Here is an 11,953-nt window from a genome sequence, read left to right on the forward strand (position 1 = left end):
GGCTTGGTATTTGAAGTCTACGGTATATTTGTTCATAAGAAAACTGCACCTTTATGGGTTGGATGGGGGTGTCCAACTTTTGGGGTGCAGTTCAATTTTCAGACGGCCTTAAAAAAGGTTAAGCCCGTATTCGCGCCACAAAGCCATCAGCCACAGCAGCGCCAAAAGCACCAGCGCCAAGGTTTGCGCTGCCGAGCCGGCATCTTTGGCGCGCTTGGCCAATTCATGTTGCGCGGTGGAGGTGTGGTCCACAGCGGCTTCGATGGCGGTGTTGACCAATTCGACAATCAGCGAAATAAACGAGGCAGTGATCAGCATCATGCGCGAGGCGGGGCCGAAATCGAGCACAAAGGCGAGCACCAGCAAAGCGCCGTTGAGCCACACCAATTGGCGGAAGGCGCTTTCGTAGCGGTAGGCCGAGCAAAAGCCGTCTTTGGAATAGCCGGCAGCGTTGAAAATGCGGCGCACGCCTTTTTTGCCCTTCACTTGCTGAGCGTAAGATTCTCGGGTCATGATGATGTGCTTCCTATGATGGCCATAATCCATAAAATTGCCAGCGCGGCGAGCATGATGTATTGCGCGGCCGAGCCGACATCTTTGGCGCCTTTTGCCAAGGCGTGCTGCTCTTGCGAAGTGTGGTCCACCGCCGCTTCGATGCCGGTGTTGAGCAATTCCACCACAATCGAAACAAACGAAGCCAGCACCAAAATCATGCTCACGGCCAAACCGAAGCCGGCAAAGCATAAAATCAGCATCAAAGCACCGTGCAGCCACAAAAGCTGGCGGAAGCCCGGCTCGGCACAGGCAAAGCGCACGCCGTGGCAGGAATAGCCCAGCGCGTTGGCGATGCGGCGCCAGCCGCGTTTGCCTTTCATTTTTTCGGCATAAGTTTTGGGCGTGTACATATTCAGACGGCCTTTATGCTTCAGCCCAAGCGGCCACGGCATCGGCAAAATGCGCAGCCACATCAAAGCCTTTTTGCTTCATGATTTCCTGAAAGCCGGTGGGGCTGGTCACGTTTACCTCGGTGAGGTGCTCGCCGATGATATCGAGCCCGGCGAGCAAAATGCCGCGCCGCACCAATTCGGGCGCGAGCGTTTCGGCGATTTCGCGATCGCGCGCGCTCAATTCCTGCGCCACGCCGCGGCCGCCGGCGGCTAGGTTGCCGCGCGTTTCACCGTTTTGCGGAATGCGTGCCAGGGCAAACGGCACCACTTCACCGCCAATCACCAACACGCGCTTGTCGCCGTGCACGATTTCGGGAATATAGCGCTGCGCCATGATGGTGCGTGTGTCGAGCTGCATCAGGGTTTCGAGTATGCTGCCGATATTGGGGTCGGCCTCGGTAAGGCGGAAAATGCCCATGCCGCCCATGCCGTCGAGCGGCTTCACGATGATGTCGCCGTGTTCGGCCAAAAAGGCGCGCACATCGGCGCTGCGGGTGCTCACCAGCGTGGGCGCGGTGAAGCGGCTGAAATTCAGAATCGCTAATTTTTCGTTGAAATCGCGCATGGCCTGGCCGCTGTTGAACACTTTTGCGCCCTGCTCTGCCGCCAGCGTGAGCAGCTGGGTGGCATAAAGATATTGCATGTCAAACGGCGGGTCGGTGCGCATAATCACGGCATCGTAGTGATGCAGGGCTTTTTGCGCTTTGGCACTTTCGGCAAACCAATGGTGGTCGTCATCGCTTTGGGCGCCGATAAATTCAAACGCGGCCGCTGCGGCCACCACTTCGCCGCCGGCCACCGATAATTCGCTGCTGAGCGTGTGTGAAAGCTGCCAGCCGCGCGCGGCCATTTCGCGCATCATGGCATAAGTGGTGTCTTTATAGGTTTTGAATGTCGCCATTGGGTCGGCGATAAACAGGATATTCATGGTGTGTCCTGGTTGGGTAAGGGGCTTATCATACAGGGCTTTAAGGCCGTCTGAAAGCGGGGCGGCAGAAAAGGAAACTCATGCATCCGGCCGGCAAACAACTGCTTTTAAAGTGGGCAAAACACAGCAAACAGGCCGTCTGAACGTTGCGCGTTCAGACGGCCTGCTTTCAGCTCAAATCCACTTCGATATTGTCGATCAGGCGGGTTTTGCCCAAACGTGCGGCGGCGAGTATCACCACTTGTTTGTCGCCGGCATGCGCCACTTCGAGGCTGCCGGCGTGGCGCACTTCGATGTAGTCCACCACCCAGCCCGATTGCACCAAGGCCGCCGTGGCGGCGTTTTCCAGCCCGGCATAATCAAGGTTGCCCGCTTTGATGGCTTCGGCCATGATGCACAGCTCGCGGTAAAGGTGCGGCGCTTCGGCGCGCTCGGTTTCGCTCAGATATTGGTTGCGGCTGGATAATGCCAGGCCGTCGGGCGCGCGGCCGGTGTCTACCGGCACGATTTCGATGTTGACATTCAAGTCTTCCACAAAGCCTTGAATCACCGCCAATTGTTGGTAATCTTTTTTGCCGAAGCAGGCCAGTTGCGGCTCGACGATATTGAAAAGTTTGCTCACCACCGTGGCCACGCCGCGAAAATGGCCGGGGCGGAATTTGCCGCACAATTCGTTTTGCAGATTGGGCGGCTCCACGTTGTAGCGCTGCGCCACGTGCGGATAGAGCGCTTTTTCATCGGGCGCAAATACCACCGCCACGCCCTCGCCTTTGAGTTTGTCGGCATCTTGCTGCAAGGTGCGCGGATATTGGTCGAAATCTTCGCCTTGGCCGAATTGCAGCCGGTTGACGAAAATGCTCACCACCACGTTGTCGGCGCGTTTTTTGGCTTCGCGCACCAGCGCCAGATGGCCCTCGTGCAGATTGCCCATGGTGGGCACAAAGGCCACGGTGCCGGCGCTTTTGCGCCATTGGCGTAATTCTTGGATGGTATGGATGATTTGCATTTTGAAAACTTTCTTTACACCATTGTCGATTCAACGGCTGTTTAAATCTGAAATAGCGGATTGATTGTGCTGACGATAACGCCAAGCTATTTCTTCTGCTTCAATGACGCCCAAACTACCGCCATTTCGCAAGCCGGTCAGTTGTGCCACATTCTTTTTCATTAATAAAAATTCAGGCGGCATCAAACGCTCAGCAGGGAATTTCTCGATTTTCTCCAAACATATTTCTTCATACAGCATCAAAACTGCCATGAAACGGCTTTGAGGGATGAGATAAAGGCGCCAACGCCACATCAAATCGTTACCAACAGTAAATGCGGCAACCACCGCCTCATAATCCGCCACAGGATAAAGCTTCGGTTGTTTACGATGCGGGCCTGTGTGTTCGGTATAAGAAAACGCTTTTTCCTGCGGCAGCCATTCAAACTGAAACCAGCTTTTCAGGCTGAAAACCATATAATAAAACGGCAACCCCGACACGCTGCCCAGAAGTATCCATTTCCAAAGCGGCCAACTTGCCAGCTTTGCGCTTGCAGCCAGCTTCATCATGCCGCTATTTCCTCTGCGGCCTAGCATCATCCGCCCGACAAACGTCAGCATCAAAAACCACGCACCCAAGGCCATTTTAAAGCGGGCGCGTCGGCTTTGGGTGCTACGCAGTATAAAGAAAGCAGTCATTTATTTATGCTTGAAATGTATGCTCTGCTGCCGGGAAAGTTTGCGCTTTCACCGCATCCACATAAGCTTTCACCGCCGCCTGTATGCTGGTTTGCCCCTGCATAAAGTTTTTCACAAATTTGGCGGTTTTGCCGGGAAACACGCCCAGCATGTCGTGCATCACCAGCACTTGGCCGTCGCAATCCACGCCGGCGCCGATGCCGATGGTGGGGCAGCGCAGGCTTTCGGTCACGCGACGGCCCATTTCGGCGGGCACGCATTCCATCAGCACAATCGCCGCGCCAGCTTCATCGTGCGCTTTTGCATCGTTCATCAGTGCCGCCGCTTTGTCGCCCTTGCCTTGCACGCGGTAGCCGCCGAAAGCGTGCACCGATTGCGGCGTGAGGCCGATGTGGGCGCACACGGGAATGCCGCGCAATTGCAGAAATTCAGTGGTTTCCGCCATCCACACGCCGCCCTCGAGTTTCACCATATGCGCGCCGGCGGCCATCAATTCGGCGGCAGCGGCAAAAGCCTGCTCTTTGCTTTGCTGATAAGCGCCGAAAGGCAGATCAGCCACAATCATGGCCTCTTTGCTGCCGCGTGCCACGGCGGATGTGTGGTAGCACATATCCTGCAGGCGCACCGGCAAGGTGGAAGCTTGCCCCTGCACGGCCATGCCGAGCGAATCGCCCACCAGCAACACATCCACGCCGGCCGCTTCCATCAGGCTGGCAAAGCTGGCTTCGTAGCAGGTGAGCATGGCGATTTTTTCGCCTTCGGTTTTCATTTTTTGCAGGGTGTTGACGGTAATCATGGTGTTCCTTATGTGTTCAGACGGCCAAACGGCAAACGCTTTGAATATGGCGCGGATTTGGGGTATTTCAATATTTCATACCAATCCAAAAAAATAACCTAACTTCGTTGTCTCGCCTTGCCGTACTAGTTGTACTGTCTGCGGCTCGCCGCCTTGTTAGCTTACTTTTTTGAATTGGTATCAGACGGCCTAAAGGCCGTCTGAATGCTCACACTTCATTCAAATTCAAATAATGGCGGCTGCCCTGCATATTGCTCATGGCGCGCAGCAGCATTTCAAAGTGATCGTCGTTGCCGGCAAAATCCATTTCATCGGCATTAGCAATCAGAAGCGGCGCGTTTTGGTAAAGGTGGAAAAAGCGCCGGTATTCATCGTGGATTTGTTGCAGATAGCCGGCGGGAAACAAATTCAACATGCCGCCGTTGCGCTTTTGCAGACGCTTTTGCGCCAATTCGTCGGAGGTTTGCAGATACACCACCAAATCGGGCACGGGATATTCGGGCATCACTTTGCGCTTCATTTCCCAAAACAGTGTTTGCTCGTTGCCCGGGTCGCCGCCTTTGAGCACGGTGGGCACGAAAATCTGGTCTTTTTCCAGCAAAAAATCCGCCACAATGCGGCCGTTTTTTTCTTCTTCGGTGTTGATCACCTCCACCGCTTCGGCGCGGCGCATCAGAAAATAAAGCTCGGTGGCCAGGCCGTGGTTGGCGGCATTGAGGTAAAACTGCTCCAGAAAAGGGTTGCGCTCGGGGCTTTCGGTGAGATAAAGCGCATTGAAATAGCCGGCCAAGCGCTGGCTCACTTCCGATTTGCCGCTGCCGATGGAGCCTTCTACAACAATATAACGATAATCCATGCCGGTTTCCTGTGTGACTGAAATTAAATGGGTGGAGAAAAAAGATCGATGCCGCTGCCGCCCAAGCGCTCAGCCAGCCCGGCGGCTGTGCCGTAGCTGCCAAGCGCATAATCGGGGGCGATTTCGGCCAAAGGCAGCATCACAAAGCTGCGCTCGTGCGCCCGCGGGTGCGGCAGCGTGAGCGCATCGCTGCTGTGGCGGCAATGGGCATAATCAATAATATCGAGATCGAGCGTACGCGGGGCATTGCGAAAGCTGCGTTCGCGCCCGAAAGCCGCTTCGATATCGTGCAGCGCGGCCAGTAAAGCTTGTGCCGAAAGCGTGGTGTCGATCAGGCACACGGCGTTGATGAAATCGGGCTGTTCGGCATAGCCCACCGGCGCGGTGCGGTAGAGCGAAGATATGCGCTGCACGGCAATTTGCGGATGCGTATCAATAGCTTGAAGTGCGGCCTGCACTTTTTCAGCCGGATTGTCCAGATTGCTGCCCAGCGCAATCACGGCGGTTTGCGGTGTATTCATGTTTCAGACGGCTTTTTAAAAAGGTTTGTAGCGTGCCAAATAAATCATCACCAGCACGCACACCATGCACAGCGCATAGCCTGCATTGGCTCTGCCCGAACGCGGCGCGGATTTAATGGCCACAATGCCGATGCCGATATACACCAACAGCAGCAACAGCTTCACGCCCAGCCAATCGGCATTGCCAAACGGGCTGAAATGGGTGATTTTCATCAGCCACAAGCCGGTGAAAAGCAACAAAGTGTCGTTAAAATGCGGCAACACCTTTAATATGCCCGCCAGCGGCTTTTCGGGGCGGGCAAAGCGCAGCCAGAAGCGCAGGTTGAATAAAATGATGGTGATGGCCACAAAAGTGATGTGGCTGTGTTTGACCAACAGATATTGCATGGTTTGGCTTTCCTTGTGTTTCTTTTCAGACGGCCTGTATTGTAACAAACATTCTTTATGCGTGAATCTTTTCCAGCACCAACAAATAAGGCGGCTGATTGCGCCGGTTGGCAAAGGCATAGCGCAGCACCGTGTATTGCTGCTGCGGCAGCGCCTGCGCCCAAGCTTCCACCGCTTCGGCTTCCTGCCGCCCCGCTTCGTGGCCGGGATAAAGCACCGCCAGAAGCAAACCGCCTGTTTGCAATAAATCCAGCGCAGCTTGAAGTGCAGCCAAGCTGGTGGCGGCTTTGGTGGTGCAGCTTTTTTCGCCGCCGGGCAGCCAGCCGAAATTAAACAGCGCGGCATGCAAAGGTTCGGCAATATATTGAGCCAAATGTTCGTGGCCGTCTGAAACCAATTGCACCCGGTTTGCCAAGCCCGCTGCTTTCAGACGGCCTTCTGTATTGGCCAGCGCCTGCGGCTGAATATCAAACGCCCACACTTTGCCCTTTTCACCCACGCATTCGGCCAAGAGCAAAGTGTCGTGCCCATTGCCCGCCGTGCCGTCGAGCGCGCGGCTGCCGTTGCTTAAAGCGGCGCGCAAAAGCTTGTGGGCAAAAGGGATGATGTTGTCGATTTGGTTCATGTATAGTGAAATGAATGAAAAACTGATACAGGCGCATATAACAAACCATGTACACAGAAGCCGTTTAAACCGCGTGCGTGGCTGCGCCACATACCTTACACACGCTTTGAGATTTCTTATTTTTGTATCCGTTTTTCTTTGATTTCACTATATTTTATTTCACTATTAAGAGGAATAAATAATCAAGCAGGCAGGCCGTCTGAAAGGTAAACGGTTTACAAACCCAGCTCGCGCAAAAAGCGGATATCGTCGGCCCAGCCCGATTTCACTTTCACCCACACTTTTAAAAACACTTTGGTGTCAAACAGCTTTTCCATATCCAGCCTGGCTTCGGTGGAGATTTTTTTCAGGCGCTCGCCGCCTTTGCCGATGAGGATGGCTTTTTGGCTGTCTTTATCCACCAACACGGCAATATAAATGCGGTAAAGCCCGCTTTCTTCCTCTTCAAACTGCTCCACTTCCACATTCATGGCATAAGGCAGCTCTTCGCCCAGATAGCGAAACAATTTTTCGCGCACGATTTCCATCGCCAGAAAGCGGCTCGATTTGTCGGTAACCATGTCTTCGGGATACATCGGAATGCTCTCGGGCAGAAAAGGCTTGAGTGTTTCCAAAAGATTGGCAATGCGCAAGCCGTGCTTGGCACTCACCACTTCCACGCCGGCAAAATCGAATTCGGCGCGCACTTCGGCGATAAAGGCATCGAGCGCGGTTTTGTCTTTGGCTTTGTCTTTATCGATTTTATTCACCACCAGCAACACCGGCGTGTGCTTGGGCAATTGCTTGAGCACCACGCGGTCGGCATCGGTGAAGCGCATCGCTTCCACCACAAACACAATCACGTCCACACCGCTGATGGCTTCGGTTACATTCAAATTCAGGCGGTCGTTGAGCGCGTTGCGGTGGTTGGTTTGAAAACCGGGCGTGTCGACAAACACGAATTGCGCCGTGTCATCGGTATAAATACCGGTTATTTTGTGCCGCGTGGTTTGCGCTTTCTTGCTGGTGATGCTGATTTTTTGGCCGATTAAATGGTTCATCAGCGTGGATTTGCCCACATTGGGACGGCCGACAATGGCCACAAAGCCACAGCGGTAGCCATTGGCATCGGGAAGTTGGAATTCATTGCTCATAGATTGCTCCTGTGTTTCAGACGGCCTTGATTGATAATAAACACCAAGGCCGTCTGAAATTATTTTTTGGCTTTTTTCAGCGGGCGGTTTAGCGCCAGCCACGCCAACGCTTCTTTGGCGGTTTGCTGCTCGGCGGCTTTGCGACTGCCTGCTTCGGCGCTGCAGATAAAGCCCAGCTCGCCCAAATCGCACGACACTTCAAAGCGCGCATCGTCGCCCTCGCCGGTTTGCTTTTCAATGCGGTATTTCGGCAAGGCCAGGCGGCGCGCCTGCAAGGCTTCTTGCAGCAGGGTTTTGGCATCTTTGCCCTGGTTTTTGAAATCCACCGTTTTCACCCGCGCGGCAAACAGGCGGCGCACCACTTGCTCGGCGGTGTTGAAATCGGCATCAAAGCTCACGGCGGCAAACACGGCTTCCAGCGCATCGGCCAAAATCGATGGGCGGTTGAAGCCGCCGCTTTTCAATTCGCCGGGGCCTAAAAAAAGCGCGTCGCCCATATTCATTTCGAGCGCGATTTCCGCCAGCACCGCTTCATTCACCAAGTTGGCACGCAGGCGCGAAAGCTCGCCTTCGCTCAATTTGGGAAAAGCGTCAAACAGCATTTTGGCCACGGCATAATCCAACACGGCATCGCCGATAAATTCAAAACGCTCGTTGTTGTCGCCGGAAAAGCTGCGGTGGGTGAGCGCGCGCACGAGCAGGCGCTGGTCGGCAAATGTATGGCCGATTGCGCGCTCTATTTGCACGAGCGCACGCATTTTTGCGGGATTGGTTTTCATGGCTGCTCCATCGGCAGCCCCAATTCTTTTCCGTGCTCGCGCCTGTGTTGGGGCGGCAAACGCTGAAAAGGGTTAAGGCTGGGTTAAACAATGCGCGCATTGTACCGTATTCACGCCGCTTCACCTACTTTTGCACGCACAGCGGTGCAGATGCCTATGGCGAAACAACTGGTTTCATATCGTGCAGCAAGTTTGTCGCTTGCGAAACGGTGTGAAACCAGTTGCTTGGCTGTGTTTGCCGGCAATCGGCAAAACATGCCGCCTTTAATCCGGCACAATGCCGCGCGCCTTGAGCAAGGCGCTTTTAAAATCTTCTTCATAATCTTTCTGCAAACCCGGAATCGGCGCCAGCTTGTCTTGCGTGCTCATTTTCAGCTGGTAAATAATCACTTCGTCGCCAAGATCGGCCAGCGGCGCTTCGGAGCCGGCTTCGGCGGCGATTTTTTGCAAAGTTTGCGTCAGGCTCAGCGTGGGTTCTTTGAGCCAATAAGGTTTGAGCAGCTCGAGCAATTCGTTTACGCGGTGGTTGTGCATGATTTTTCCTTTACCTGGATAATACCAATTCAAAAAAGTAAGCTAACAAGGCGGCGAGCCGAAGACAGTACAGATGGTACGGCAAGGCGAGACAACGAAGTTAGGTTATTTTTTCGAATTGGTATAAAGCCTGAATAGATGGCAAATATTGTCCACCATCCGGCCGGGGCAGACAAGCAGAAAAAGGCCGTCTGAACTTTTTTCAGACGGCCGCCTGATTAAAAAAAGGCCGTCTGAAACAGACGGTCTAAAGGTAGGCTACTACGCCTCACAAAATCGACAGCCACACAATCAGTTTCACCAACGAAGGCCCTGCCAGCACCATAAAGAGACCGGCCAAAATCATGGTGAGGCTGGCAATCACGCCCTCGTCGCTGTGGCGTTGGCCGGCGCGAAAGGTGCCAAAGCCGTGCGCGGCATTACCGAAAGCCGCACCGTTGGCCAAATGAAAGCGGAATTTGCCCCAAGCCAGCACAATATCGCCGAAAATCATGCCCACCAAGCCCGTCATCACAGTAAACAGCGACACCAGCGTGGCCGAGCCGTGAATCTGGTCGGCCAGCACAATCGCAAACGGTGTGGAAATCGAGCGCGCCATCAGGCTGTTGGTTACTTCTTCATTAAAATGAAACAGATGCGCCAACACAAAGGCGCTGCCCACGCCCACCACCATGCCCACCACCACCGCCGCGCCCAAAATCACCATCTGGCGGCGAATCACGGCGCGGTATTGGTAAATCGGAATCGCAAAAGCCACCGTGGCCGGCCCCAAAAGCGCCACAATCCAATGGGTGTAGGTTTGGTATTGTTCATAAGAAATGCCCAACGCCAGCATCAGCGCAATGGTGAGCACCGGCACGGTGAGCGCGGGCGAGCGCCACACCACTTGCTTGCGCGCATAGGCTTTTTTGGCCAGCCAATAAGCGGCCACCGTCCACACCAAGCAGGCCAAAGCAATTGCGTTCATCTTGTTATCCTATCTCGGTATTTCTGCTCAAGCGTGGCGGCGTTTGAACAAACGGCGGCGCCATTTATAGCAATAGCTCAAGGTCAACGCTGTGCTGAGCATCACCAGCACGGTGCCGACAAAAATGCACACCAGCAATTGCCAGCCCGAAGCGATAAACAAATCTTTGTATTTCACCACCGCCACGATAATCGGCAAAAAGAAAAACACCAATTCGCCCAACACGAATTTTGCGCCCTCTTCCACCGCTTCCATCTTCACCGCCCCGCTGCCGAGCAAAGCCAACATGATAAACAGCCCCACAATGCCGGGCGACACCGGCAGCGCCACCACGCGGCACACCAACACGCCGGCCAGCCACACCGCCATAATCAGCGAGAGCTGGCGCGCCAGGCGCACCCATTTGTGATGATATAAATAACTTACCGCACCCATGCGCATATTCAAGCCGGCCAACATAAATATTCCTTTAAATTCATCTATGACTTGATTATAGCCGTCTGAAAACGGCATAATATGAATAATTAAACAAATCATTATGCCGAATCGGAATAACCATGCCGGATTTCAAAAGCCTGCAATGCTTCACCGAGCTGGTGCAAAGCAAAAGCTTTTCCACCACCGCCGACAAACTCTGCCTCACCCAGCCCAGCGTGAGCAAAATCATCGCTGCGCTCGAAGCCGAATTCGGCGTGCCCTTGCTGGAAAAACACAGCGGCCGGCGCAAACGCAGCCTCGAGCCCACCGAAATCGGCCGCATCGTTTACCGCCACGCCCTCAGCCTGCTGGAGCAGCGGCGCGCCCTCTATCAGGAAATCGACGACTACCGTCAAGTGAAAACCGGCACTTTGCGCATCGGCATTTCGCTGCTCGGCAGCAATCTGCTCACCGGCGCACTTTTCCACTATCACCAGCGCTGGCCGCAAATCGAATTGGCCTTTCTCGAAGAAGGCGCCCACACCATCGAAAAAGCGCTGCTCGATAACGCGCTGGATGTCGGCGTGTTGCTCGAGCCGGTGGGCGATGCTTTCGAACACATCAACTTGTGCGACTATCCGCTGATGGTGGTGGTGCGCCGCGACAGCCCCGCCGCCAAAAAAAGCGCGCTGCCGCTGCGCGCGCTCAGGCACGAATCATTTGTGCTGTTTACCCAAAGCTTCGCCCTGAGCAACATCATCGACCAAGCCTGTCGCGGGCAAGGCTTCGAGCCCAATGTGGTGTGCCGCACCAGCCAATGGGATTTAATCATTAATATGGTGGCGCAAAACATGGGGCTCGCGCTTTTGCCCGCCTATTATGCCGACCGCCTCAACCCCGCCACCCACGCCGCCGTGCCGCTGATTGAGCCGGAAATCCATTGGCGGCTGGCGATGGCCTGGAAAAAACACCAACCGCCCACACCCGCGCTCAAAGCCTGGATCGGCGTGGTGCAGGAAAGCTTCGGGCAGGCGCTGTGAGAAAAATTAGGCCGTCTGAATACGTAGGTACGATTAGCGCAGCATAATCGTACGCATGCGAACTTGCTTGCCGTAAAAAAAGTCATACAGTACGCATGCAAACTTGCGTGCTGTAGCAAAAAGTTATGCAGGATAAGCTCATGCCTACGCATGAAAACCTGTGTGCCGTAGCTCATGCGTACGATTACGCCGCTTTGGCGGCTAATCGTACCTACGATATTCAGACGGCCTGTTTGATTCGATACCCCTAGGGTCTGTTCACAATTACTTGTCATAACATTGAATAAAAAGGAAAGCAGGTGTAAAAAGGGAGCTCTCACACAACCCTAATACACCTGC

The 11,953-nt window shown here is 54.4% G+C and carries 16 protein-coding genes; 1 reads left to right on the plus strand and 15 read right to left on the minus strand.

Going from position 1 to position 11,953, the window contains the following annotated elements; all coding sequences use genetic code 11:
* Nucleotides 1–108 precede the first annotated feature (108 nt).
* From EV680_RS11345 to EV680_RS11415, 15 genes are all read right to left on the minus strand, one after another.
* A complete protein-coding gene (locus EV680_RS11345) occupies nt 109–513 on the minus strand; it encodes a diacylglycerol kinase (protein WP_132954856.1) in 405 nt (134 codons plus the stop codon).
* A complete protein-coding gene (locus EV680_RS11350; RefSeq protein ID WP_132954857.1) occupies nt 510–905 on the minus strand; it encodes a diacylglycerol kinase in 396 nt (131 codons plus the stop codon). Before EV680_RS11350 ends, EV680_RS11345 begins: the two co-directional genes overlap by 4 nt.
* A gap of 13 nt (nt 906–918) precedes the next feature.
* Nucleotides 919–1,875 (minus strand): glutathione synthase, encoded by a 957-nt coding sequence (gshB, locus tag EV680_RS11355; RefSeq protein ID WP_132954858.1) that lies wholly within the window; start codon nt 1,873–1,875, stop codon nt 919–921.
* A 169-nt stretch (nt 1,876–2,044) separates the two neighbouring features.
* Nucleotides 2,045–2,881: a pantoate--beta-alanine ligase gene (gene panC, locus EV680_RS11360; RefSeq protein ID WP_132954859.1), complete on the minus strand. Its 837-nt coding sequence runs from the start codon at nt 2,879–2,881 to the stop codon at nt 2,045–2,047.
* Between the two features lie 30 nt (nt 2,882–2,911).
* A complete protein-coding gene (locus EV680_RS11365) occupies nt 2,912–3,559 on the minus strand; it encodes a hypothetical protein (RefSeq protein WP_132954860.1) in 648 nt (215 codons plus the stop codon).
* 4 nt (nt 3,560–3,563) lie between these two features.
* Nucleotides 3,564–4,355 (minus strand): 3-methyl-2-oxobutanoate hydroxymethyltransferase, encoded by a 792-nt coding sequence (gene panB / locus EV680_RS11370; RefSeq protein ID WP_132954861.1) that lies wholly within the window; start codon nt 4,353–4,355, stop codon nt 3,564–3,566.
* Nucleotides 4,356–4,563: 208 nt separating this feature from the next.
* A complete protein-coding gene (locus tag EV680_RS11375; protein ID WP_132954862.1) occupies nt 4,564–5,211 on the minus strand; it encodes a deoxynucleoside kinase in 648 nt (215 codons plus the stop codon).
* 23 nt (nt 5,212–5,234) lie between these two features.
* A complete protein-coding gene (gene folK, locus EV680_RS11380; protein ID WP_132954863.1) occupies nt 5,235–5,732 on the minus strand; it encodes a 2-amino-4-hydroxy-6-hydroxymethyldihydropteridine diphosphokinase in 498 nt (165 codons plus the stop codon).
* A gap of 15 nt (nt 5,733–5,747) precedes the next feature.
* Nucleotides 5,748–6,119 (minus strand): SirB2 family protein, encoded by a 372-nt coding sequence (locus EV680_RS11385; protein ID WP_132954864.1) that lies wholly within the window; start codon nt 6,117–6,119, stop codon nt 5,748–5,750.
* Nucleotides 6,120–6,174: 55 nt separating this feature from the next.
* Nucleotides 6,175–6,744, minus strand: coding sequence for a tRNA 5-(aminomethyl)-2-thiouridylate-methyltransferase MnmM (gene mnmM, locus EV680_RS11390; RefSeq protein WP_132954865.1), 570 nt, complete (start codon nt 6,742–6,744; stop codon nt 6,175–6,177).
* A gap of 215 nt (nt 6,745–6,959) precedes the next feature.
* On the minus strand, nt 6,960–7,877 hold the full coding sequence (gene era, locus EV680_RS11395; protein ID WP_132954866.1) for a GTPase Era: 918 nt from the start codon (nt 7,875–7,877) through the stop codon (nt 6,960–6,962).
* A gap of 59 nt (nt 7,878–7,936) precedes the next feature.
* Nucleotides 7,937–8,656 carry a ribonuclease III gene (rnc, locus tag EV680_RS11400; RefSeq protein ID WP_132954867.1) on the minus strand — a complete coding sequence of 240 codons (720 nt, stop codon included), beginning with the start codon at nt 8,654–8,656 and terminating at the stop codon, nt 7,937–7,939.
* 264 nt (nt 8,657–8,920) lie between these two features.
* Nucleotides 8,921–9,190 (minus strand): YihD family protein, encoded by a 270-nt coding sequence (locus EV680_RS11405; RefSeq protein ID WP_132954868.1) that lies wholly within the window; start codon nt 9,188–9,190, stop codon nt 8,921–8,923.
* Between the two features lie 268 nt (nt 9,191–9,458).
* Complete coding sequence (locus EV680_RS11410; RefSeq protein ID WP_132954869.1) at nt 9,459–10,157, minus strand: LrgB family protein; 699 nt, start codon at nt 10,155–10,157, stop codon at nt 9,459–9,461.
* A 27-nt stretch (nt 10,158–10,184) separates the two neighbouring features.
* A complete protein-coding gene (locus EV680_RS11415; RefSeq protein ID WP_243650406.1) occupies nt 10,185–10,616 on the minus strand; it encodes a CidA/LrgA family protein in 432 nt (143 codons plus the stop codon).
* A gap of 98 nt (nt 10,617–10,714) precedes the next feature.
* Here EV680_RS11415 and EV680_RS11420 point away from each other — a divergent pair, with 98 nt between their 5' ends.
* On the plus strand, nt 10,715–11,614 hold the full coding sequence (locus EV680_RS11420) for a LysR family transcriptional regulator (RefSeq protein WP_132954870.1): 900 nt from the start codon (nt 10,715–10,717) through the stop codon (nt 11,612–11,614).
* Nucleotides 11,615–11,953: the final 339 nt, after the last annotated feature.

Source organism: Uruburuella suis (genome assembly GCF_004341385.1).
Classification (GTDB): domain Bacteria; phylum Pseudomonadota; class Gammaproteobacteria; order Burkholderiales; family Neisseriaceae; genus Neisseria; species Neisseria suis.

Bases quoted from the DNA above. Each gene is read 5' to 3' on its own strand.
- EV680_RS11345 (WP_132954856.1), bottom strand. From the start codon at position 513: ATGACCCGAGAATCTTACGCTCAGCAAGTGAAGGGCAAAAAAGGCGTG.
- EV680_RS11350 (WP_132954857.1), bottom strand. From the start codon at position 905: ATGTACACGCCCAAAACTTATGCCGAAAAAATGAAAGGCAAACGCGGC.
- gshB (WP_132954858.1), bottom strand. From the start codon at position 1,875: ATGAATATCCTGTTTATCGCCGACCCAATGGCGACATTCAAAACCTAT.
- panC (WP_132954859.1), bottom strand. From the start codon at position 2,881: ATGCAAATCATCCATACCATCCAAGAATTACGCCAATGGCGCAAAAGC.
- EV680_RS11365 (WP_132954860.1), bottom strand. From the start codon at position 3,559: ATGACTGCTTTCTTTATACTGCGTAGCACCCAAAGCCGACGCGCCCGC.
- panB (WP_132954861.1), bottom strand. From the start codon at position 4,355: ATGATTACCGTCAACACCCTGCAAAAAATGAAAACCGAAGGCGAAAAA.
- EV680_RS11375 (WP_132954862.1), bottom strand. From the start codon at position 5,211: ATGGATTATCGTTATATTGTTGTAGAAGGCTCCATCGGCAGCGGCAAA.
- folK (WP_132954863.1), bottom strand. From the start codon at position 5,732: ATGAATACACCGCAAACCGCCGTGATTGCGCTGGGCAGCAATCTGGAC.
- EV680_RS11385 (WP_132954864.1), bottom strand. From the start codon at position 6,119: ATGCAATATCTGTTGGTCAAACACAGCCACATCACTTTTGTGGCCATC.
- mnmM (WP_132954865.1), bottom strand. From the start codon at position 6,744: ATGAACCAAATCGACAACATCATCCCTTTTGCCCACAAGCTTTTGCGC.
- era (WP_132954866.1), bottom strand. From the start codon at position 7,877: ATGAGCAATGAATTCCAACTTCCCGATGCCAATGGCTACCGCTGTGGC.
- rnc (WP_132954867.1), bottom strand. From the start codon at position 8,656: ATGAAAACCAATCCCGCAAAAATGCGTGCGCTCGTGCAAATAGAGCGC.
- EV680_RS11405 (WP_132954868.1), bottom strand. From the start codon at position 9,190: ATGCACAACCACCGCGTAAACGAATTGCTCGAGCTGCTCAAACCTTAT.
- EV680_RS11410 (WP_132954869.1), bottom strand. From the start codon at position 10,157: ATGAACGCAATTGCTTTGGCCTGCTTGGTGTGGACGGTGGCCGCTTAT.
- EV680_RS11415 (WP_243650406.1), bottom strand. From the start codon at position 10,616: ATGTTGGCCGGCTTGAATATGCGCATGGGTGCGGTAAGTTATTTATAT.
- EV680_RS11420 (WP_132954870.1), top strand. From the start codon at position 10,715: ATGCCGGATTTCAAAAGCCTGCAATGCTTCACCGAGCTGGTGCAAAGC.